Origin of the sequence: Mediterraneibacter sp. 210702-DFI.3.120, from assembly GCF_020561005.1 — a bacterium.
GTDB classification, from domain to species: domain Bacteria; phylum Bacillota; class Clostridia; order Lachnospirales; family Lachnospiraceae; genus Mediterraneibacter; species Mediterraneibacter faecis.
The window spans coordinates 37,033-58,678 of record NZ_JAJCNG010000008.1; the positions used below are offsets into that span (position 1 = coordinate 37,033).

At 40.3% G+C, this 21,646-nt stretch carries 23 protein-coding genes and 1 riboswitch; of the genes, 5 read left to right on the plus strand and 18 right to left on the minus strand.

Going from position 1 to position 21,646, the window contains the following annotated elements; translation table 11 throughout:
• Positions 1-103: 103 nt before the first annotated feature.
• The 8 genes from LI162_RS05890 to LI162_RS05925 all read right to left on the minus strand — a co-directional run bounded on the left by LI162_RS05890 (position 104) and on the right by LI162_RS05925 (position 5,050).
• Complete coding sequence (locus tag LI162_RS05890) at positions 104-844, minus strand: metallophosphoesterase family protein (protein WP_227155978.1); 741 nt, start codon at positions 842-844, stop codon at positions 104-106.
• A gap of 27 nt (positions 845-871) precedes the next feature.
• Positions 872-1,450, minus strand: a complete 579-nt coding sequence (locus LI162_RS05895; protein WP_118106978.1) for a metallophosphoesterase — start codon at positions 1,448-1,450, stop codon at positions 872-874.
• 129 nt (positions 1,451-1,579) lie between these two features.
• Complete coding sequence (locus LI162_RS05900) at positions 1,580-2,224, minus strand: metallophosphoesterase (protein ID WP_227155985.1); 645 nt, start codon at positions 2,222-2,224, stop codon at positions 1,580-1,582.
• A gap of 134 nt (positions 2,225-2,358) precedes the next feature.
• Positions 2,359-3,147, minus strand: a complete 789-nt coding sequence (locus tag LI162_RS05905; protein WP_155203325.1) for an HD domain-containing protein — start codon at positions 3,145-3,147, stop codon at positions 2,359-2,361.
• A gap of 20 nt (positions 3,148-3,167) precedes the next feature.
• Entirely contained in the window at positions 3,168-3,494 is a 327-nt protein-coding gene (locus tag LI162_RS05910) for a hypothetical protein (protein WP_227155987.1), read from the minus strand.
• 96 nt (positions 3,495-3,590) lie between these two features.
• Positions 3,591-3,950 (minus strand): YccF domain-containing protein, encoded by a 360-nt coding sequence (locus LI162_RS05915; RefSeq protein WP_054753526.1) that lies wholly within the window; start codon positions 3,948-3,950, stop codon positions 3,591-3,593.
• Between the two features lie 16 nt (positions 3,951-3,966).
• Positions 3,967-4,215, minus strand: coding sequence for a hypothetical protein (locus tag LI162_RS05920; RefSeq protein ID WP_155203327.1), 249 nt, complete (start codon positions 4,213-4,215; stop codon positions 3,967-3,969).
• Positions 4,216-4,366: 151 nt separating this feature from the next.
• Positions 4,367-5,050, minus strand: a complete 684-nt coding sequence (locus tag LI162_RS05925) for a 3'-5' exonuclease (RefSeq protein ID WP_227155989.1) — start codon at positions 5,048-5,050, stop codon at positions 4,367-4,369.
• A 237-nt stretch (positions 5,051-5,287) separates the two neighbouring features.
• Positions 5,288-5,383: riboswitch (purine riboswitch) on the plus strand.
• A gap of 189 nt (positions 5,384-5,572) precedes the next feature.
• Here LI162_RS05925 and LI162_RS05930 point away from each other — a divergent pair.
• Both LI162_RS05930 and LI162_RS05935 read left to right on the plus strand, forming a co-directional pair.
• Positions 5,573-6,928, plus strand: coding sequence for an 8-oxoguanine deaminase (locus tag LI162_RS05930; RefSeq protein ID WP_155203329.1), 1,356 nt, complete (start codon positions 5,573-5,575; stop codon positions 6,926-6,928).
• A gap of 56 nt (positions 6,929-6,984) precedes the next feature.
• Positions 6,985-7,221 (plus strand): hypothetical protein, encoded by a 237-nt coding sequence (locus LI162_RS05935; protein WP_227155991.1) that lies wholly within the window; start codon positions 6,985-6,987, stop codon positions 7,219-7,221.
• Between the two features lie 423 nt (positions 7,222-7,644).
• Here LI162_RS05935 and LI162_RS05940 read toward each other — a convergent pair whose 3' ends face one another.
• The 10 genes from LI162_RS05940 to cobT form a co-directional block, all read right to left on the minus strand.
• Entirely contained in the window at positions 7,645-9,192 is a 1,548-nt protein-coding gene (locus LI162_RS05940) for a WD40/YVTN/BNR-like repeat-containing protein (protein ID WP_227155993.1), read from the minus strand.
• Positions 9,193-9,273: 81 nt separating this feature from the next.
• Positions 9,274-9,954 (minus strand): HAD family hydrolase, encoded by a 681-nt coding sequence (locus tag LI162_RS05945; protein WP_227155995.1) that lies wholly within the window; start codon positions 9,952-9,954, stop codon positions 9,274-9,276.
• Positions 9,932-11,272 (minus strand): MATE family efflux transporter, encoded by a 1,341-nt coding sequence (locus tag LI162_RS05950; RefSeq protein ID WP_227155996.1) that lies wholly within the window; start codon positions 11,270-11,272, stop codon positions 9,932-9,934. The genes LI162_RS05945 and LI162_RS05950 overlap by 23 nt, the downstream gene beginning before the upstream one ends.
• 81 nt (positions 11,273-11,353) lie before the next feature.
• The gene (locus LI162_RS05955) at positions 11,354-12,862 is read right to left on the minus strand and encodes a cobyric acid synthase (RefSeq protein WP_227155998.1); all 1,509 of its coding nucleotides are present in this window, start codon (positions 12,860-12,862) and stop codon (positions 11,354-11,356) included.
• A gap of 14 nt (positions 12,863-12,876) precedes the next feature.
• Complete coding sequence (locus tag LI162_RS05960; protein ID WP_227156000.1) at positions 12,877-13,926, minus strand: pyridoxal phosphate-dependent aminotransferase; 1,050 nt, start codon at positions 13,924-13,926, stop codon at positions 12,877-12,879.
• 34 nt (positions 13,927-13,960) lie between these two features.
• The gene (locus tag LI162_RS05965) at positions 13,961-14,551 is read right to left on the minus strand and encodes a GNAT family N-acetyltransferase (protein ID WP_227156002.1); all 591 of its coding nucleotides are present in this window, start codon (positions 14,549-14,551) and stop codon (positions 13,961-13,963) included.
• Positions 14,539-15,531, minus strand: coding sequence for an adenosylcobinamide-phosphate synthase CbiB (gene cbiB / locus LI162_RS05970; protein WP_227156004.1), 993 nt, complete (start codon positions 15,529-15,531; stop codon positions 14,539-14,541). Before cbiB ends, LI162_RS05965 begins: the two co-directional genes overlap by 13 nt.
• Positions 15,528-16,142, minus strand: coding sequence for a histidine phosphatase family protein (locus LI162_RS05975; protein WP_227156006.1), 615 nt, complete (start codon positions 16,140-16,142; stop codon positions 15,528-15,530). The genes cbiB and LI162_RS05975 overlap by 4 nt, the downstream gene beginning before the upstream one ends.
• A gap of 86 nt (positions 16,143-16,228) precedes the next feature.
• Entirely contained in the window at positions 16,229-16,981 is a 753-nt protein-coding gene (gene cobS, locus LI162_RS05980) for an adenosylcobinamide-GDP ribazoletransferase (protein ID WP_227156008.1), read from the minus strand.
• Between the two features lie 18 nt (positions 16,982-16,999).
• Positions 17,000-18,118, minus strand: coding sequence for a nicotinate-nucleotide--dimethylbenzimidazole phosphoribosyltransferase (gene cobT, locus LI162_RS05985; protein ID WP_227156010.1), 1,119 nt, complete (start codon positions 18,116-18,118; stop codon positions 17,000-17,002).
• Between the two features lie 365 nt (positions 18,119-18,483).
• On the opposite strand from cobT, the gene pckA reads away from it, so the two are divergent.
• The 3 genes from pckA to LI162_RS06000 all read left to right on the plus strand — a co-directional run bounded on the left by pckA (position 18,484) and on the right by LI162_RS06000 (position 21,646).
• Positions 18,484-20,088 carry a phosphoenolpyruvate carboxykinase (ATP) gene (gene pckA / locus LI162_RS05990; protein ID WP_117497364.1) on the plus strand — a complete coding sequence of 535 codons (1,605 nt, stop codon included), beginning with the start codon at positions 18,484-18,486 and terminating at the stop codon, positions 20,086-20,088.
• Between the two features lie 302 nt (positions 20,089-20,390).
• A complete protein-coding gene (locus LI162_RS05995; RefSeq protein ID WP_055170830.1) occupies positions 20,391-21,434 on the plus strand; it encodes an SPFH domain-containing protein in 1,044 nt (347 codons plus the stop codon).
• Positions 21,435-21,436: 2 nt separating this feature from the next.
• A complete protein-coding gene (locus LI162_RS06000) occupies positions 21,437-21,646 on the plus strand; it encodes a hypothetical protein (RefSeq protein ID WP_015527809.1) in 210 nt (69 codons plus the stop codon).

The following is a 21,646-nucleotide window of genomic DNA, read 5'->3' on the forward strand; positions in this document are numbered from 1 at the left end:
ATTCTCTTCCTCGATTATGTCCCGGTAGCCAATCCAGTCTTCTGGAACATCAATAGAAAAATACTTATTTTCATAATGCGTTTTAGCAGCCACATCTTTTTCATCATAAGCCAATAGCATCACTTCCCATTTTATTAGGTTCAGAATAATATTCTTCGCCTGTGTCCAGACATATAGCAGCAAGTCTTCCACCCGGATAGGTAGCACCACAATCAATTGCTATATGATTGTTTCGCCGATAAATATATCCTGGATTTGGATTATTTCTAATTGCTTGTGTCGGCGTATGTCCTGTTATAACATACTTGTCTGAAAAATACTGTATATTATAATCTGCTCTCGACCATATCAATTCATGAAGTGAATAATCGTCTATATCCTTTTCTGGCGAATAATTCCCCAAACCTCCATGAACCAGAAGATAGTTTTTGTCATTGACTGACACCTCTTCATATATCAGGAATTCCTTTATAAAATCGATCACATCCTTTTTAGACTCGGAATCCATCTGAGTGAACTCATCAACCGTTGATCTACTTCCGTTATATTGCCATGTCTCCAGATTATCCAGCATTTCATCGTCTAACTCTTCTATGGACTTATCTGTAATTTCTTTCATCAAAAATCCCAGACATTTCATCGCCATAAATTCATGGTTACCGACCAGGCATATTGCATTTGGCATTTCCATAAGCTTTCTTATTGTCTTAATAGGCTGAGGCCCCCTATCAAGCACATCTTCCAAAATGTATAAAGTATCCGTATCTTTTAGATCACTCTTATCGAGTAATTCTATAAACATGTTGTACTGTCCATGAATATCCGAAATAACATATGTAGCCATAAAACTGTCTCCCTTCTAGCATCTAATTCATTGTGGATAGGACAATAATTCTGTCAATGTTCGCGGTTCATAATTCATCCAGGGTTTCATGCATCCTACATTTATTGCTTTAACTTCTGTTTTATACACATGCTGACAATCGCTTTCCACCATTTTCATCAAACAGCTTTGATAATAAGTATCCTCATTACTGTCATGCGTATGACCATATAATAAAATGAATCCTTTTCCCATCCTTTTCCAACTAAAAATTGGATAATGGCTTAAAACGAGATTATAATTCTTTCCATTAGCTGAATCATGAACTTCTTTATAATCACAAACTTCTGCAAAAAGCTGATGATATCTATAATCCGACACATCATCATGATTTCCTTTCACAAGTATTTTTTGTCCCTTCAATGTAGAAATATAAGCAATCAAATCTTCATTTTTACCTCTATAACTTATGTCTCCAAGAATAAATACCCTGTCTCCATTTGTTATTTTACTATTCCATCGTTTCTTGATCGTCTCGTGCATTTCATCCAGACTTTCAAATGGTCTTTCATCAAACTTAATCGAGTTTTCATGAAACAAATGTAAATCACTGATATAATAATTCATTACGCATCACTCTCCATATCATAGTTATTGCTTAAAAGCTTGTACTTTTCACATGTGATCTAATCTGATCGATCGTAAGATTCTCTATATTATCTTCTGCATAAAAGCACAATTTTCCATTATTTCGCCCTACATAATCTCATCATACTCTTCAAACATAATCCGGACTCCACTTTCTTCACATTCCACATGATAATGTCCTGCATACCACTCTGTAAATTTCAGATTATCATAAATATATTGAAGCCATTTTTCCGTTGACTTATCTACAGTTGACTGATCCAGTCCTGGAATAAATGCCCATACCGGCTCACATTCTATCGGAACTGTATGAGAAAGGACAATATCTAACTGCCAGTTCACTTTGTCCAGTTTCTGTTCTACATATTTCTTTATCGCTTCGTCCGGCTGTTCTGTCTCAAACCATGGCAGACCATTGCGTATCCTATAATATTTATCGATACTATATGCTCCACCGATCGGCATCACTTTTTTCCCATTGAAATTATAAATTTTTCCATCCTTAGCAAATAATATATTCGGAAATTCCGGTTCATAATATACCTCTCCTCCACGCCTGATTTGTGTTCTGTAAGTTTGTATATGATAAGGTCTTTCCTCATGATTTCCATGAATACACAGGAAATAATTTGGAAAATCCGCAAGTATTTTTTTGTTCTCCCGATCTTTGTCAGCTCCAAAATAGTTTAATCCGACATCCCCCAATAAAATGATCACATCCTCTTTTCCAAGTTCTTTATTGAATCTTGCCACCAGATTAACTTTTCAAAATGTGCATGACAATCTCCTGTTATGTAATAAGCCATTTCTTGCAACCTTACATATATTATTCATCTTCTGTTCACTATGCTGAAAATTGTAAATCGCCTTCAAAATCTCAATTATATTTATCTGTAATTTTCATTCTCATTTATAGCGTTTTGAATATATAGATTCATTTCGTTTCTTATTTGTTCCATCTGTTTTCCAGTATCTGGATTTGTATACGGAATCCTTCCTATAATTTTATCCACATAATGGTTATCTCTTATACTTTCATATGTCGCTTTAAAATTTATATCATAAAAATATGCAAGATAAGATATCCAATAATCCATCTTTGTCTTTCTTGTCTCTAATAGAACTGATTTATGATTTTTGAATTGCCGCATAACTTCTGGCGTAATTTCTGACATTCCTACCTGTTCTGCAGTAACTCCCATGAGAATATCAATTGCTGTTTCGAGCTTCACTCTGCAATTGTCAAGTTTATCTGCATCACGTATGATTTGAGCATGCATCAATTCTCGCTCATTCGTAATTCCTTTTAAGCAGTAATCACTATGATGTCCTATTGCTGTTTTTATAATTTCATCCCACTTATTTTCTTCGACAAAACGCCGAATCAGTCTCTCCTCAAATAAAATTCTCACACCGAATGCTGCATGATCCATCGTTCCCGGTTCAAAACTGTTGTAACATTTCAATTGTTCAAATCTTCCGATATCATGTAACAATCCAATAATCTGAGCGAGCTCACAATCTTCTGCGGACAGTTCCATATCTTCTGTAATTTTTTTACTGCATTCCATCACTCCATAAGTATGCACAATCTTCAACTTTATCTTTTCATTTTTTTGGTCATAATCATTCAAATAGTTTTCAAAAGCTTTCTTCGCATATTGTAAATCAATCATTTCGTTTTCCCACCTTATTTTCAAGATTTTTCGACATAATATTCCCGTCCTGTATCTAGACAAACTGCAGCCAAACGTCCATTTCTTCGATTACAGCCACAATCAATCGCAATATGATGATTCTCCCTGTATGCATAACCCGGTTTTGGATTCCCCATAATTCCTTGTGTCGGTGTATGTCCTGTTACCACGTATGTATCTTCAAAATATTGGATATCATACTCAGCCCTGTCCCAGATTAATTCTTTTATGGAATATTCTTCTATGTCTTTTCCCGGATAATAATTTCCCAATCCATCATGAAAGTTACCCTCTGGCTCGATTTCAGCTCCAGGCGTAGATTTCATATTCGCACTCTCCCAGCCAGTCAATCATATGAATCAGTGCTGCATTCAACTTCGGAGCCATTTTCACCTGACTGTTTTTTATATAAAAAGGTTGTTCTAAAGCACATTTGCACCAAAAGGCATAAAAGACAAACGTGCCATTTTAAAGAATTGTTTTCCAAACGGGATTCCTACAATCGTGATACACCACATACATCCTAAGACAATATTTCCAAGAGCCATTCCCCATCCAAAGAAAACAATCCAAATTAAATTCACAAGAAATGAGAAGGTTCCATTCCCATATACAACCTCTTTTCCAAAAGGCCAAAATGCTAAGGATGCAAATTTGAAACATTGCAAACCTATAGGAATTCCAACAATTGTGACACACCATATACATCCTGCAATGATCCATGCAAGACCTCCGATTATCCCGCCACAAAGAAACCAAAGTATATTTCCTAATAATTTCATCTAATCCACTCCCCTGTTACTCCACAATTACGGTAGCCTTAACACATATATTCCACTGATTTTCCATATAAAATCTGTCTTGATAAACTTTAATCACCCCTGGTACAGCGACTTCTTCAACGGGTTCTTTCCCAAACCGTCTACGTGCAATCACGTCTATGATTACATCGTCTTCTTTCGCCAACCTTTTAAGTTCATTTAAATACACTTGATATAGCTCTGAATCTATAACGCAGCATTTCACTATATATTGTTTTACTATCATCTTGAAATGACATCTTTCATACTCTCTTTCCTTATTCTGCTTTTTTACCAAACTATTGAATAGCTGTAGAATTAGTATATCATAAGCAACGACATATAGTGCATCTTTTTATACAAATCGCACAAAAAGATGCACCTTTTCACTTTTCTTATTATGTAAATCGCAAATCCAACCCAGCAAATAGTTCTCCAAGCGTACTGCTCAAGCGCTCTGACGGTTTATCCGGCATTTCGTAACTTACCAATTGATACTCTGGATTCAGTTCCAATTTTTCTATTAGATATCCTGTATTAACAGCATCATCCAATCCGTCATGAAAGTTACCTTCCGGTTCAATCTCAACTCGTCCCAGAGCTTCTTCCAGACTTAACTGTTGTGATAATTCAAATCGTTTCGTAAATACATCTTGATAGTCAATCCAGTTTTCAGCCTTCATAAACGCATGGATTCTTTCATCCGTCATGTTTTTTGCTTTAATTTCATGTAGCAGTTGATCTCTATCCGATTCACTCCAAGCATAGATTTTGTAATCACGTTCTCCCAGCCAATCAATCATATGTAGCAGTACTTCTTCCAGCTTAGGAGCATTTTTAACCTGGCTGTTCTTTATACCTGTCAGATTCTCTATAAAATAATCAATCACACCATGTTCTGGATGAAGATATTGGCAAAGTGTTCCTATTCTTTTAAATGAATCATCAAGAAGAACTGCACCAATTTGTATTGTTTCGGTCGCATACTTATATGAATAGAGATTCTGTCCAATAAAAAGTATACTTTTCAAGCCTTTATAGAGAGCTAATCTTTTCCTTACTGCACAAGAAGTATTCTCCAACTCATGATTCTAGACAACAAACACACAACAGTAACCCTAATGAATTTGCATAAAAATTAAATATCCTCCGCAGACTATTTATTCTATAATCAAAAGAGACCGTACTTGGGTTGATATTGATGTTTTATCAACTAATCACAATCTTCATTGTACACTTTAACCAATTTTCCATCTCATATTTATCTTTTTTGACGTTTTTATTAATTTTTCCTTGACACACCACTAAATCCATTATATATTACATCATAGAAATTGACTTGTATAAGTTCATGATTGGATGAGCGTGTCTACCAACTGCCGTAACAGTTGACTACAAGTTTTTGGGAAACCAAAAATTTGCAGTCAGTTGTCACGGCAGTTTTTTATTTGTCATAAATATCCTGTCATCCATTTATCAATTCCCATATTTTCGCCGGCGGTTAGAATTGAACTTCTTATACATTTCGCAAGATTTCTGTCATTATTTCAACAGTTATATCTTTGTTATTAACAAAGAATAAAACAAATACAGGAGGTTGTAATATGAGCAGCTTATTAATTAAAAATGCGGATGCAATTGTTACCTGTGACAGCCAGGACGCTGTTTTAGAACATGCCAATCTTTTGATGCAAGACGGCATCATTACATACATCGGAATAGAACCGCAGACCGCAGACGAAGTCATTGACGGAACGGGATGTCTCGTTTATCCAGGACTAATCAATACTCACCACCATCTTTACCAGACGTTCAGCCGAAATCTTCCGCAAGTTCAGAACATGGAATTGTTCGACTGGCTTACAACATTGTACGAGATTTGGAAAAATCTGAATCAGGATACGATTTACCACAGCTCCTTAACAGGAATGGGTGAACTATTAAAATCCGGATGTACAACTTGTTTTGACCATCACTATGTATTTCCGGGCGGTAATTCCGATGCGCTTCTGGACGCACAGTTTTCTGCTGCAAGAGAGCTCGGGGTTCGTATGTACGCTTCCCGCGGAAGCATGGATCTGAGCAAGAAAGACGGTGGGCTTCCGCCTGACAGTGTGGTACAGAACGTGGATAAGATCTTGAAAGATTCTCAGAAATCCGTAGAGAAATACCACAATCCTGCTCCAAATTCCATGGAAATGGTTGCTCTGGCTCCGTGCTCTCCGTTCAGTGCAAGCGAAGAACTGTATCGTCAGTCAGCAATCCTTGCGAGAGATTTGGGCGTACGCCTCCACACGCATTTATGCGAAACAATTGATGAAGAGAATTATGTTCTTGAGAAATACGGCAAACGACCGCTTGCCTATATGGAAGACATGAACTGGGTTGGAAATGATGTCTGGTATGCACATGGAATTCATTTTAATGATGAGGAACTGAATCTTCTGGCACAGACCGGAACCGGCGTAGCTCACTGCCCAATTTCCAACATGAAACTTTCTTCCGGTATCTGTCGGATACCGGATATGTTAAAACTAGGTGTACCGGTTGGTCTTGCAGTAGACGGAAGCGCAAGCAATGACGGTTCTAACCTGTTAGAGGAACTTCGTGTAGCGTTCCTGTTGCACAGACTGAACTCAAGCAAGCTTGCTCCGAGTGGATATGATCTTCTGAAGATTGCCACAAACGGCAGCGCTAAAATCCTCGGCAGAAACGATATCGGTTCTCTCTCAATCGGCAAAGCTGGAGACTTATTCATGATTCGGAGAAATCGTCTTGAGCTTGTAGGGGCCGACCTGGATATAAAATCCATGCTCGGCACAGTCGGCTTCAAGGGCACTGTTGATTATACGATTGTCAATGGAAAAATCGTAGTAAAAGAAGGTCAGCTAACAGGAATTGACGAAGAAAAGGCTATATACAACTGTCGTCAAGAAGTCAACAAATATTTGAATCATTAAACTCTCATTTGAACATAATTTTCTGCTTAATCAAAAATATTATACTATATAGAAAAATGATTTCCAAAGCAGGATTCAGTGAGCGAAATATCCTTGTTATGGGACTTACATTCGCATTTGGTCTCGGAATGGCAAGCCATCCAGATGCAGTGGCACAGCTTCCATCCGTATTGAAGTTCGTATTCAGTGATGCAGTAACTGGAATCTGTATCGTAGCGATTATCGCCAACTTACTCTTCCCAATGAAAGATGCTGCTGATATTGCAAAAGCAAAAGAAGCTATGATGGGTTAAATCTATTTCCCTTTATTTACCTATGGGTGCCGTAATGCGGCACCCATAAATTATCTGTATATCCACCGTTGCTCTCCACAAGGCTCTTGCTTGATCTAGTTTTCTTTGATCCTCGTTTTCCGGACATATTTTATATATTTATCTTTCTTAAGTTCATTTTTACAGTCTCTTATTGCAGCCTTCAGTTCTTCTTTTGACGGATTCTGTGAAAGATCCTTTGAAAAATGATTTAAGGTATTTATGGCATGCTCTAAAAAATTTTCTGCATTTCCATTAACTGTAGGACTAAGACGCAAATGATAATGAGTAACAGTGTGCCATGCTCTTCCTCTGGAATTTCCATTGCTTTTAATACATAGCTTGGTGAATAGTTTTTAGATGTACACGCGGAGCCATTTGATATACTACAAAGTTATTGGTTTTTTATGATAAGTCATTTTCATCAAACACTCCGGTAAAAATCCAGTTCTCACCTTGATCTTCAGATGTGAATACAAGCCCTTCTGTCTCGCCACTCTGCGTCATCACATGAATCGTGTAATTCTCTCCATCCTGCTGTGGCATTTCCAGATACTGATAATCTTCAAGCGTGAGGCCATATTCCTGCATATGCGGCGGATATTCTGTCACAGTATCCATCGGAAGTTCTATCTCCTTCAGTGTCTTTCCACCATCTTTTGTAACATAAATAGACGAATGTGTCTGCGATGCCCCGCTCAGACCGATGAATCCAAACTGCTCGTCGAAGAATTGTATCCCTTCTCCTACTCCGCCATTTCCGTCGAATGGATCTTCATTTACTGTTGTCCAGTTATACCCACCATCTGACGTAGTTTTCAGTTTGTAATAACGTGTTCCAAGAGCCGCATCAACAACTGAAAGTTTCCAGCCTTTTTGCTCATTTAAGAAGAATCGGACAACACCGCTTCCGTCCGTATCAACCGTCCAGGTATTATTCTCTTTTCCCTGTTCTTTTGCCTGCGAATCTTTCTCCGCCTGCTCATTCTGACTAATTGTATCAGGACTGATATATTCTGGTTCCATCATATAACGCACCGGCGTCACAGATTCATCCTGCGGAAGATACAGAGACACTTCATATCCAAGTGCTTCTCCACCGCTATCCAGTGCTGTGAAATCAGTCATACCACTGACTGCTCCGTCACCATCCACATCTCCCGGAAGATAAACAAGACCTTCCGAAGAAGCGAAAGAGCGTTTTCCATAATACAGAATCTCATATTCCGGCGGATTATCTGAAAATGCGTAATTCAGATTCCATTGTGTCACCTGCATCTTACAATCTGATTTTTCCAGAATAGTAAACATAGGGTCTAATTTCTTGTCATCATCATAATCGGCATTGGCATAACCTGCGATCTGCACAACAATCTTATCACTTTTATCTATATCATAATCAATCAGATAGGTCTTATCTTTTCCCTTTTCATTCTGTCCGTAGAGATAGGCCGATACGCGGGTTATCGTTCCGTCTTTATCAAAGGACATCTCAAAACTATCTGTGATATATAACTCGTCCGGAAGTTTCAATTTCTTATTGACATCTTTTATCAGCCCTTCTGCGCCATCACGAAAGAAATTGTTATGTTCATACTCTATTTTCTTTGTCTTAAACAGGCTGTCTACCTTCCAGGACAATGCGCCATTATAAGGAATCGCAGTATATACGATATAAGAAATACATCCAACCGTAACTACAAGTAGAATCAAAAGTTCTGTACCAAACACTGTTTTCCTGAGTGCACCTTTCATTTTAAAAGGGTTTTCCTTTTCCGCGATCAGGCAGCCGATCCAGACGCAAAGACTGAGTACCAGAAGGATACCTGAAGCCAAGAATGCAAACTTCAGCTGTCTGATGCTTCCATACTTGCAAAGTACACAGGTCACGAGCAAAAACAATATATAATAGATGATACTAAGTTTGCCAAATATAAATTTCAGTTTTTTCATTCAACCACATCCTTATAATACTTCCAGGTCTACTATTTCTAAGTATTCTACTCAAAAAAATTTTATATCGCTCATTTATTTTTACACTTTTTCTTGACCAAAATGTAAAAACTTCATAACTTTTTCTATATTCTCCTTTGTCCAGGCCGTAATCTCGAGCACTGCATCCGGTATCTCCTGATCTCCGGAATCCGGATTATGCATCCAGATACATGGCATCTTAGCCGCCTTAGCAGCTTTCCCACCATTCGTCGAATCCTCGATCACAATACACTCATCTACCGGTACGCCCAGCTGCTTTGCCGCAAAAAGAAATGTATCCGGCGCCGGCTTTGGATTCTTCACTTCATCTCCACTTGTCACGACATCGAAATATTTCATCAGATCCAGCGTTTCCAGTGTCTCTGTGATTACAGGTTTTGGAGAAGAAGAGGCCACGGCCAGGCGATACCCCGCATCTTTCAGACAGCAAAGCATCTGCCCTACTCCCGGCATCTCAGGGAATCCGTCTCTTGCAATAATTTCATTCTTCTTTTCTTTCATAATCTGATTCATTACTTCCAGACTTTCAAATGTGATTCCATAATTTTCTTTGATCAGATTCATGAAATGGAGTCTTGTAGATCCTATGCATGGCTTATATACCTCATAGTTCAGGTCAATTCCATATCGTTCTTTAAAAATTTCTACCCAACATTGATAATGAAGCGGTTCCGTATTGATCAAAACCCCATCCATATCAAAAATCACTGCTTTTATCATTCTTATATCCCAACTTTCTATAAAAGATCAATGTTAATGTGGTCGCTACGATCCAACCAAATGGCCATGCCATCCAGATTCCGGTACTTCCAAAACTTTTTGTCAAGACGAGTGCAAATCCGATTCTCAAAATAAGGTCCGGAACTGTTGCAACCACAAAATAGACCATTGCTCCTGATCCCCGGATAATTCCATCTGTCATCAGCTTAATTGCAATCATAAAATACCACGGTGATACAATTTTCAAAAATGCCATTCCTGCACTGATTGCCTCTACACTCTCTGCGCCTAAGAATAATCCCATCATCTGACGGCTGAAAATGAAATACAACATAACAAATGGTAGTGCTGTAAACTCTGATAACTTCAATCCAGTACGGAATCCCAACGGAATCCTCTCGGTTTTTCCGGCACCGATATTCTGTGCCGTATAGCTAGACAGGCAGGATCCAAGTGTCATAAAGATATTGATGGCAAATGTATTCAGCTTGATTGCTCCTGAATATCCCGCAACAACTGCTGAACCGAATTGATTTACAATTCCCTGCACGAAAAGATTTCCTACACTCAACACGCTCTGCTGAAGAATGCTTGGAATTGCAATCGCCATAATCTGTGCAAATAATTTCTTATCAAACCACGGCTGCTTTTCTTTCCCGGCAAATTTCTGCAATCTTCCGAGAAGTGTTACTAATGCAAGCACGGCTGACACACCTTGCGCGATAAATGTTGCCCAGGCAACACCGCTCACACCCCACTGGAATTTTGCTACGAAGATGTAATCAAGAATAATGTTTCCGGCTGAGGAACCAAGCAGAAAATATAACGGTGTCTTAGAATCCCCGAGTGCTGTAAATACTCCGGTACACACATTATAAAGCATCAGGAAGATAATTCCGAAAATGTAAATTTTCAAATATAAAACTCCGTCAGCCATAATATTCTGTGGTGTGCGGATCCATCTCATCATCTGATGATTAAAGAAATACCCGAATAATGTCAGCATGATTCCCAGCACCATAGAACTAAGAAATGCTGTTGTAACCGCACGCTTCACACCGCCCCGGTCTTCCGCTCCGAACAGTCTTGATACGACTACGGATGCCCCCAGATTCATTCCCACGGCAAATGCCATGAAAATAATTGTGATCGGATAAGATGCACCGACTGCTGCCAACGCATTTTCTCCTGCAAATCTTCCCGCGATCATACTGTCTGCGATATTGTAAATCTGCTGGAACATCACACTGAACAACATCGGCAGAAGAAAACGCCACAATGTCTTGTTCGGATGTTCTTTCGTTAAATCTGTAATCATTCCACACCTTCTCTCATCACAACTTTTTCAATAAAATTTGTTTCAGTAAAAAATCTGTTTCAATAAATAATTCTGCTAACTCTATAAGCCAATGATCTTATAAATTTCTTCCATATCAAGACTAGCACGAACGATATCTGCAAGCTTATCATACTGTTCTTCCTTATAAGACTTCCAGTCTACTGCCTGTACCGTCTCCGGATCATAGCCTTTTTCTTTTAATAAAGCTGACAAGAAACCACCTGACATTTCCGGTGAATCAAAGATTCCATGCACATAACAGCCATAGACATTTTCCTTCTGTGAACCATCCGGATGTCCTTGTTGTAGCGTATCAGAATCATTTTCTAATGTTATAAGCCCGGATGCGTGCTCATCAAGAATCGTCTCTCCCATATGGATCTCATATCCTTCGAAAGGAAGTCCCTTCATCTCTTTCAGGATTCCTTTCATCTCGCCAAATGTTCCATGTACTCTGGTTCTATGTTTCTCTGGGCGGAACACAGTCTTTGTATCCAAAAGTCCCATTCCCTGTACAGTTCCTCCGTACTCTTCTCCTGTTGGATCTGAGATTTCCATTCCTAGCATCTGGTATCCGCCACAGATTCCAAAGACCGGTTTGTTCTGTGCGCTGTGTTTCAGAATTCTTGCTTCCAGTCCGTTCTGACGCATCCACAGAAGATCGCTGATCGTATTCTTTGTTCCCGGAAGGATCACCGCATCCGGATTGCCAAACTCAGCCGGAGATGAAACATATCTCACACTTACTTCTTCCAATGCTTCTAAAGGTGCTAAGTCAGTAAAATTAGAGATCCTTGGGAATCGGATCACTGCCAGATCGATCAGTCCCGGCTTCTCTTTTTTCTGAAATCGTTCCGTCAGGCTGTCTTCCTCATCCAAATCTAAATAAAAGTACGGAACTACTCCCGTTACAGGGATATCTGTCTTTTCTTCCAGCATCCGAAGGCCCGGCTCTAGAATGGATACATCTCCACGGAATTTATTAATGATCGTTCCTTTGATCCGTGCTTTTTCATCCTCTTCAAGAAGCATTACGGTTCCGGCGATCTGGGCAAATACTCCACCACGATCAATATCTCCGACAAGAAGCACCGGTGCGTCTGCAAGCTTTGCCATTCCCATATTTACAATATCATCTTTTTTCAGGTTGATTTCTGCCGGACTTCCGGCACCTTCAATTACAATGATATCATACTTTTTTTCCAACTCATGATATGCATCCATAATTGCCGGAATATATTCCTTCTTATGACAGTAATACTCTCTTGCAGCCATCACTCCGATTGGTTTACCATTGATAATCACCTGAGATCCTGTATCGTTCGTCGGCTTAAGTAAAATTGGATTCATTATTGCTTCCGGTTCAATCCCTGCAGCTTCTGCCTGCATCACCTGGGCTCTTCCCATCTCCAGTCCTTCTTTTGTGATAAAAGAATTGAGTGCCATATTTTGGGATTTGAAAGGTGCAACTTTGTATCCATCCTGTTTCAGTACACGGCAAAGACCTGCTGCCAGTGCGCTCTTCCCGACATTTGACATCGTTCCCTGTATCATAATTGATTTCGCCATATTTTTCGCCTCCTTCACTGCTTTGACAGTATTGTTTCAAGTGCCCGTAAAAGAACATCATTTTCCTCTTTTGTCCGCACTGCAATCCGATACCAGCCTTTCTTCAACCCTCTATAGTTCTCACAATTTCGAATCAAAATCCCCTGCTCTAACAATCGTTCAAACAATGAGCTTTCACTATATAATAAGAAGAAATTTGCCTTTGTTGGAATAAATCTAATCCCAAACTCACGCATTTTCTTTTCCATGCGCATTTTTTCTTCCACGATTTTGTTTCGTATTTTCTGAACTCTCTGTTCTTCTCTCTCTGTCAATGCTTCTACCCCCGCCGCCTGTGCCGGAACCGACACGCTCCAGGGCTGACGGATCTGCTGCATCTTCTCTTTAAGTTCTCCATCCGAAGTCATTGCATAGCCCAGTCTCAATCCCGGGATTCCATACATCTTCGTAAATGCCTGTACAAGAAAAAGGCACACATGATCTGTCACCTTTTTCACCATGGTATACTTCTGCGCTTCTTCCAGGAATTCAATAAAACACTCGTCTAAAACAAGACGTATCTTCTTCTCTTCACATCGAGTAAAGATCTGTTCCATAAGCACCGGTTCGATCACCTGCCCTGACGGATTCGACGGGGAGCATAAAAATACAAGGTCAATGTCCTCTGTCAGTTCTTCCAAAAAGCTTTCTGTCAATGCAAAGTTATTCTCTCTTTTCAACTTATAATAAATGATTTCGCAGTCTACCGTCCGAAGTGCCTGTTCATATTCTGCGAAAGCCGGAATCGGAAGCAATGCTTTCTTTGGTTTTTCTGCAAGAACGACAGAAAAGAACAGCTCCGCTGCTCCATTTCCGAAAAGAAAATATTCTTCCGGCAGACTTTTTTTCTCTGCCAGTCTCTTTCTGAGCCGTCTGCATTGACTGTCCGGATAAAGACTCACTTCATCCATCGATCTTTTTGCCGCTTCAAGAACTTCTTCTGACGGACCGTAAGGATTTACATTAACTGAAAAATCCAGCACATCTCCATATGTATAAATGTCTCCTCCGTGTACATATTCCATGAATCATACTCCTACTTCTCTATGTGTTTCATTTTTAATCTAAAAGTACTGCCTCCAACTCCTCGCGATTCTCTTCCATCCATTTGATCGGCTTTGGATGTTTAACCTCCGGATTCAGAAGCTTTTCCATCCAGACCATATTATACCAGCGGTCAAATTTGTATCCACAATGATAGAATTCTCCTACCATGCGGTATCCAAGATGTGCATGGAACTGTGCGCTGTTCTTTGTCAGATATTCATCTTCAACCTCTGGATATCCAATGCATGCATATAAATTGCAAATGTTCTGAGCGTGCAGTACTTTCTCCAGTGCCTCATACAGCTTTTTACCAACTCCGGTTTTCTGCCGGTCTTTTCTTATATAAATTGTTGTTTCCACTGCCCAGTCATATGCTGCACGACCTTTAAATGCCCCTGCACAGCTATATCCAAGAATCTCGCCATTCTGTTCTGCGACCAGATACGGGTACTTTTTCATCGTCTGACGCATTCGATCTTTGAATTCTTCCAGTGACGGAACTTCATATTCAAATGTAATCACTGTATCCATTACATATGGTGTATAGAGTGCAAGAAGTTCTTCTGCATCTTCCATTTTTGCAAATCGAATCAATAAATCCATAACAATAAACCTCCAAAGACAACCATCATCAGTATCGTTGTCATATACATTAACTTCCCGGCACGAAGAATATCTTCCGGTTCAATCTTACGGATTGCATCGCCGATATAATCCTTTTTATAGATTTTCCCGAAATAAACCGCATCCCCGGCTAACTGTACATCAAGCGCTCCGGCGCATACCGCCTCTGACTGGGCGGAATTCGGACTTGCATGTTTTCTCTTATCACGCAGATAAATCTTCCACGCATTCTCCCCATCCATCCCCGTCAAAAATACTGCAGCAACCATAAACCACGCCGTCAACCTGGCTGGAATGTAATTAAATACATCATCCATCTTTGCCGGAATTCTTCCGAAATACAGATATTTTTCATTTTTGTATCCAAGCATGGAATCCATCGTATTCACTGCCTTGTATAAGAATCCAAGCGGTGCGCCGCCGATCAGAAGAAATAAAAGTGGAGCCGTCACGCCGTCGGAAGTATTCTCCGCCACTGTCTCTACTGCAGCTTTCGTCACACCTTCTGCTGTAAGGTTCTCTGTGTCTCTTCCGACAATCATGGATACAGCTCTTCTTGCACCAGGCAAGTCGTCTTCTTTTAATTTCTGATAAACCTTCCTACTTTCTCCTACAAGACACCGCGCCGCAAATATCTGGTAACACCAGAAGGTTTCCAAAAGAAACTGTACTGCCGGATGAACCTTTCCTGCAGCAAATAAGAGTACCGCCGGTACAAGAAAGGATAATGAAACTGTCAGAATCCATAAAATCCCTCCTGCCAGAACTTCTCTTTTATTTTTCTTCTTTTGTTCTGATGCAGGAATCCGACTGCACAACAACTTCCGCAATCCTTTTTCCAACACACTGATCAGGTTTCCGATCACGCGTATCGGATGATACATCCAGACCGGATCTCCGAAAATGCAGTCTAACAAAAATCCTATGATGCATGCCAGAATCGTCATCCTTCCATTCATTCTGTCACTCCTCCCAGTTTTTGAATTTTACGAAATCTATGAATACCTGACTTCCACTCATCTTCATTCACAAGCATTCTATATCCTCCGCCATTTTCCACCTGCCAGTGATAAAAATCTTTTTGGTCTTCTGCCAATTGTTCCAGCACCGCCATAATCGTTCCTCCATGAACGACAAAAGCTGCGCTTTCTACATTTTCTTTGCATAATCTATCCACCTGACAGAGCATGCCTCTCACACAACGTGAACGGAATTCCTTCTGTTCCTCCCCTTCCGGAAATGCAATCGTTCCACCGGAATCCAGCCATGCCTGATATTCTTCTCTATCTTTCAGTTCTTCATATGTCTTACCTTCAAAGATACCAAAATCACATTCTTTCAGCAACGATTCCTGTTGTATCTGCACCTCTGGATAAATCAACTCTGCCGTTTGAATACATCTCTTCATTGGGCTGACAATCACTTGCTGTACCTGTGGATAGCTATCTATTTTATATCTCTGTTTAAAGTTCAGTACTTCCTGTTCTGACAGTTCTTCGTCTGTACTTCCGATATATTGTCTCTTTTCATTGCCCGGTGTCTTCAGATGCCGGATCAAAATAAGCTCCATAAATCACTCCAAAAAAATCTATTTTATTTCATTTTCATTTCTATAATAAAGCATCTATCATAAAACATTTATATGCAATAACATTTCTAGAATAATGCAAGCACTGCCAGCATAAACAGTTCACATAACTGCAGGAAGTATCCGGCAAGATCTCCCGTAATACCTCCAAACTGTTTTCTGCTAAACTGATAATAATAAAAGAAAACAGCAAATCCGACAACTGCTGCTGCCACTCCGCATAATCCTGCTGTCAGATAGAATCCAACTCCGGCTGCCAATAGCCATATGATCAATACAATTCTTACATTTCTCTTCTGTGCACCGTCTTGAAATGTCCGAAGCAGTCCACTGTTCTTCGCTGCCTGAAACGTCACAACAGAAATTCCACTCAGCGAACGCGAGAACACAAACACGAGTGCTGTCGCAAACAGGCGTTCTATTCTCATTTCACTAAAAATCCCCACACACAGAAGGAAATAACAGCAAAGACTGATGATCGCAAATGCTCCCGTATGTGGGTCTTTCAGAATCTCCAGCTTCTTCTCCCGGTCTCCATAAGAACTTTTTGCGTCCATCGTATCTGCGAATCCATCCAGGTGAATCCCACCTGTTATAAAAACCGGAATCAAAGTCAATACAACTGCATAAAAGAAAGTTCCTTCTCCCTTCCATACTGTGATCAGATTCCCTGCAACTGCCTCTAGTACACCGATTATAACACCAACAAGAGGGAAAAAGCACATCGCATATCTCATATTTTTCTCATTCCAGTCAACCCGCGGCATCGGAATCTTAGAATACATTGCGATTGCAATGATCATTGCGTTCAATAACCACATTTTTCTTACTCCTCATCTTCACTTAAGTTCTTCATACTGCTCTACTTTAATCTCCTCAAAGGTACTCATCTTCCGATAAACATTCACACCCATCTCAAGAAGTGGAATTGCTGCAACTGCACCACTGCCTTCTCCAAGAGACATCTTCGCATCAATCAGATATGGAAGTTTCAGCTCTTCTAAGACCATTCGCCCCGCCGGTTCTCCAGAGCAATGTGATGCCAGGATATAATCCGCCGTCTCAGGAACCATACGCACTGCGCACAATGCTGCTGCAGAAGAGATGAACCCATCAATCAGAACCGGAATATGATAGATCGCACCTCCGAGAAATGCACCTGTCATTCCGGCAATATCAAGCCCTCCGACTTTGAACAAGACATCTAAAATATCTTCCTTGTCCGGCTGATTTTTCTCAATTGCCGTCTGGATTGCCTGAATCTTTCTGTTTAACCCTTCTGAACTAAGGCCTGCGCCTCTCCCTGTCACATTTTCTACACTTTCATCAAGCAGAACGGACACAACAGCACTGCTCGTCGTTGTATTTCCAATCCCCATCTCACCTGTTGCGATCAGATCATACCCTTGTTCTGCCAGCTCTTTGACCTTTCGTATGCCAATAAGAACGGCTTGTGCAGCCTGTTCTCTTGACATTGCAGGTTCCATCGCCATATTCTTTGTTCCGTACATCACTTTGTCTTTCGGATCTGTCACCGACGGAACATCTGTCACCATTCCAATATCGATTGGAAATAAATCCACTCCGGCGGTCTCTGCCATAATACATACGCTCGTCGCACATTTTGTAAAATTGTCCGCAACGATTGCTGTCACTTCCTGTCCGGTCTGGGTCACTCCTTCTGATACAACTCCATTATCCGCACAAAAGATCAGCAAGCCTTTCTTTTTAATCTCAAAATCCGCTTTTCTTCGAATTCCAGCCATCCGGATCACAGCATCTTCCAGTTTTCCTAAGCTAAACAGTGGTTTTGCAACTGTTTTCCATCGTCTTTTTGCCTGTTCTTCATAGGATTTCTCCACCGGTTTTATCATTTTGAATTTTTCAATCAATAATCTTTCATTTTCTTTCATCGACATCTTTTCATTTTTTGTCGTTTTTCTTTCATCATCTACCATTGTTATGTCTGCTTTTCTTATTATTTTCTTCTGATCTATAGTTTGTCTTTCTAACTTCACAAGCCAGTTTTTTTCGCATTTTCTAGCATCATTCTCCTATTTTATCATAATTTTTTTCATTCTGATATATAAAAAAGCAACGGAATCTGTCATATTTTCCTTGTAATTTTTCATTTTTTGACATTTTTCTTTTTTCTTCTTGCATTTTTAATATGAAATCTTTCATTTTTCCCAGTTCTTTGTTAAAAAATTTACGGGATTTTTATTGATTTTCTTCACATAATATGTATAATTAAAAAAGGATATGAAAAGCTTGCATGAGCAGCATTTTATTCTATCATTAGAAAGAAAGAGGTATATGTAAGATGGCAAAAATTGATTTAAGTAAGTATGGCATTACTGGAACAACAGAAGTCGTATACAACCCTTCCTACGAATTATTATTCGAAGAAGAGACAAAACCGGAGCTTGAAGGTTTTGAAAAAGGACAGGAAAGTGAACTCGGTGCTGTCAATGTTATGACAGGTGTTTACACAGGACGTTCTCCTAAAGATAAATTCATCGTTATGGATGAGAACTCCAAAGATACAGTTTGGTGGACATCTGATGAATACAAGAACGACAACCACCCAGCTACAGAAGAAGCTTGGGCAGCTGTTAAAGATATCGCAATCAAAGAGCTCTCTAACAAGAGACTTTTCGTTGTAGATGCATTCTGCGGTGCTAACAAAGATACTCGTATGGCAATCCGTTTTATCGTTGAAGTAGCTTGGCAGGCACATTTCGTAACAAATATGTTCATTCAGCCAACAGAGGAAGAACTTGAGAACTTCGAGCCAGATTTCGTTGTTTACAATGCTTCCAAAGCTAAAGTTGAGAACTACAAAGAGCTCGGACTTAACTCTGAGACAGCTGTACTTTTCAACATCACAAGCAAAGAGCAGGTTATCGTTAACACATGGTACGGCGGAGAGATGAAGAAAGGTATGTTCTCTATGATGAACTACTTCCTTCCACTTAAGGGAATTGCTTCCATGCACTGCTCAGCTAACACAGACCTCAACGGAGAGAACACAGCAATCTTCTTCGGTCTTTCAGGAACAGGTAAGACAACACTTTCCACAGATCCTAAGAGACTCCTCATCGGTGATGACGAGCACGGCTGGGATGACAACGGAGTATTCAACTTCGAGGGTGGATGCTACGCTAAGGTTATCAACCTTGACAAAGAGTCTGAGCCAGACATCTACAACGCAATCGTTCGTGACGCTCTTCTTGAGAACGTTACACTTGACGAGAACGGAAAGATCGACTTTAACGACAAGAGCGTAACAGAGAACACTCGTGTATCTTACCCGATCAACCACATTAAGAACATCGTTCGTCCAGTATCTTCTGCACCGGCAGCTAAGAATGTAATCTTCCTGTCTGCAGATGCTTTCGGAGTACTTCCTCCGGTATCTATCCTGACAGAGAATCAGACACAGTACTACTTCCTGTCTGGATTTACAGCAAAACTTGCTGGTACAGAGCGTGGAATTACAGAGCCTACACCAACATTCTCAGCTTGCTTCGGACAGGCATTCCTTGAGCTGCATCCTACAAAATATGCAGAGGAACTTGTTAAGAAGATGGAAGTTAGCGGAGCTAAGGCTTACCTTGTTAACACAGGATGGAACGGAACAGGAAAACGTATCTCCATTAAAGATACTCGTGGAATCATCGACGCTATCCTTAACGGAGCAATCAACAAAGCTCCTACAAAGACAATCCCATACTTCAACTTCGAAGTACCTACAGAGCTTGAGGGTGTTGACACAGGAATCCTTGATCCTCGTGACACATACGCTGACGCTGCTGAATGGGATGTTAAGGCAAAAGACCTTGCTCAGAGATTCATCAAGAACTTCGCTAAATACGAAGGAAATGAAGCTGGTAAAGCACTTGTTGCTGCAGGTCCTCAGCTGTAAGATTGTTCTTGTATTCCAAAATTCTGGGATTGATAGAATAAATATGTAAATAGAAGCTGTGAAAGATGAAATTACTTATCTTTCACAGCTTTTTTATATATTAGGAAAGTCCTTTCCTAATATGTAAAAAACGCTCCGCTCAGGATGCGCACTGCGGCGTACAAGGTAGGTGTCGCAAGCGACCGCCGCAGGCGCAAGAATGTGCCAAGGCACATTCTTTGTTCTTGTTGACTTCTTTTTCTAAAAGTGATATCATAATGATATCAAATAAATTTCATTTTATTTCCAGAGGAGGAATCACTATGAATGAAAAAATATTATCAAATAAGAAAAACGGAATGGGAATGCTTCTGCTCTTTTGTCTGCTCTATCTGATTGCAATAGCAGGATGCGTTCTGTCCGCAATCGCACTGGAACATGAGTTTGATGCTCCGCCGGTTATCGCTGGACTGGTTGTCAGCATTATCTGGCTGTGCATCGGATGGGTTCCATTTCTTGGATTGAAGGTGCTGAAACCACAGGAAGCTCTGGTTCTTACACTTTTTGGAAACTATATCGGTACACTGAAAGAAGCCGGATTCTATTTTGTCAATCCATTCTGTACCAGTGTAAACCCTGCTTCCAAGACAAAGTTGAGTCAGAGTGGAGATGTTGATAACAATTCCAAGAAGGGAGCAAATCTTTCCAGTCTCCTGGGTGTTTCTACAACAGGAACCACTGAAGAGTCTTCAAGCAAAAAGATTTCTCTCAAGGTTATGACACTGAACAACTCCCGTCAGAAGATCAATGACTGTCTCGGAAATCCGATTGAGATTGGTATTGCCGTAACATGGCGTGTCGTAGATACTGCGAAAGCTGTCTTTAATGTTGATAATTACAAAGAATATCTCTCACTTCAGTGTGATGGTGCTCTTCGTAATATTGTCCGCATCTATCCATATGACACTGCTCCTGATGTCGATACAACCGGTGACGGAAAGGCTGATGAGGGAAGTCTCCGTGGCTCCAGTGAGATTGTTGCAGCGCGAATCCGTGAAGAGATCCAGACGAAAGTGACAGACGCAGGGCTTGAGATCATCGAAGCAAGAATCACATATCTTGCTTATGCACCGGAAATCGCTGCTGTCATGCTCCAGCGTCAGCAGGCTTCCGCTATCATCGATGCAAGAAAGATGATCGTAGACGGAGCAGTCGGCATGGTTGAAATGGCTCTGGATCAATTAAGCGAGAAAGAAGTCGTAGAACTGGATGAAGAACGTAAGGCTGCTATGGTATCTAATCTACTTGTTGTTCTGTGTGGAAACCACGACACACAGCCGATCATTAATTCCGGAAGTCTGTACTAGAGATGGCTGAAAAAGATAATAAAAAGAAGCAGGTTCCTCTCCGTCTCTCCGCTAAACTGTATGACGCAATCGCAGCCTGGGCAGAAGATGATTTTCGTTCCGTAAACGGTCAGATTGAATATCTTCTGACTGAGTGCGTCAGGCAGCGGAAGAAAAATGGAAAATATGTTTCCGAACATTTGGACGAACCGATTGATCTGGATATTTCATAG

Excerpts from the sequence above, each read along its gene's own strand:
- LI162_RS05890 (WP_227155978.1), bottom strand. The coding sequence starts at position 844 with ATGGCTACATATGTTATTTCGGATATTCATGGACAGTACAACATGTTT.
- LI162_RS05895 (WP_118106978.1), bottom strand. The coding sequence starts at position 1,450 with ATGAATTATTATATCAGTGATTTACATTTGTTTCATGAAAACTCGATT.
- LI162_RS05905 (WP_155203325.1), bottom strand. The coding sequence starts at position 3,147 with ATGATTGATTTACAATATGCGAAGAAAGCTTTTGAAAACTATTTGAAT.
- LI162_RS05910 (WP_227155987.1), bottom strand. The coding sequence starts at position 3,494 with ATGAAATCTACGCCTGGAGCTGAAATCGAGCCAGAGGGTAACTTTCAT.
- LI162_RS05915 (WP_054753526.1), bottom strand. The coding sequence starts at position 3,950 with ATGAAATTATTAGGAAATATACTTTGGTTTCTTTGTGGCGGGATAATC.
- LI162_RS05920 (WP_155203327.1), bottom strand. The coding sequence starts at position 4,215 with ATGATAGTAAAACAATATATAGTGAAATGCTGCGTTATAGATTCAGAG.
- LI162_RS05930 (WP_155203329.1), top strand. The coding sequence starts at position 5,573 with ATGAGCAGCTTATTAATTAAAAATGCGGATGCAATTGTTACCTGTGAC.
- LI162_RS05935 (WP_227155991.1), top strand. The coding sequence starts at position 6,985 with ATGATTTCCAAAGCAGGATTCAGTGAGCGAAATATCCTTGTTATGGGA.
- LI162_RS05940 (WP_227155993.1), bottom strand. The coding sequence starts at position 9,192 with ATGAAAAAACTGAAATTTATATTTGGCAAACTTAGTATCATCTATTAT.
- LI162_RS05945 (WP_227155995.1), bottom strand. The coding sequence starts at position 9,954 with ATGATAAAAGCAGTGATTTTTGATATGGATGGGGTTTTGATCAATACG.
- LI162_RS05950 (WP_227155996.1), bottom strand. The coding sequence starts at position 11,272 with ATGATTACAGATTTAACGAAAGAACATCCGAACAAGACATTGTGGCGT.
- LI162_RS05955 (WP_227155998.1), bottom strand. The coding sequence starts at position 12,862 with ATGGCGAAATCAATTATGATACAGGGAACGATGTCAAATGTCGGGAAG.
- LI162_RS05960 (WP_227156000.1), bottom strand. The coding sequence starts at position 13,926 with ATGGAATATGTACACGGAGGAGACATTTATACATATGGAGATGTGCTG.
- LI162_RS05965 (WP_227156002.1), bottom strand. The coding sequence starts at position 14,551 with ATGGATTTATTGATTCGATTTGCAAAAATGGAAGATGCAGAAGAACTT.
- cbiB (WP_227156004.1), bottom strand. The coding sequence starts at position 15,531 with ATGAATGGAAGGATGACGATTCTGGCATGCATCATAGGATTTTTGTTA.
- LI162_RS05975 (WP_227156006.1), bottom strand. The coding sequence starts at position 16,142 with ATGGAGCTTATTTTGATCCGGCATCTGAAGACACCGGGCAATGAAAAG.
- cobS (WP_227156008.1), bottom strand. The coding sequence starts at position 16,981 with ATGTGGTTATTGAACGCAATGATCATTGCAATCGCAATGTATTCTAAG.
- cobT (WP_227156010.1), bottom strand. The coding sequence starts at position 18,118 with ATGGTAGATGATGAAAGAAAAACGACAAAAAATGAAAAGATGTCGATG.
- pckA (WP_117497364.1), top strand. The coding sequence starts at position 18,484 with ATGGCAAAAATTGATTTAAGTAAGTATGGCATTACTGGAACAACAGAA.
- LI162_RS05995 (WP_055170830.1), top strand. The coding sequence starts at position 20,391 with ATGAATGAAAAAATATTATCAAATAAGAAAAACGGAATGGGAATGCTT.
- LI162_RS06000 (WP_015527809.1), top strand. The coding sequence starts at position 21,437 with ATGGCTGAAAAAGATAATAAAAAGAAGCAGGTTCCTCTCCGTCTCTCC.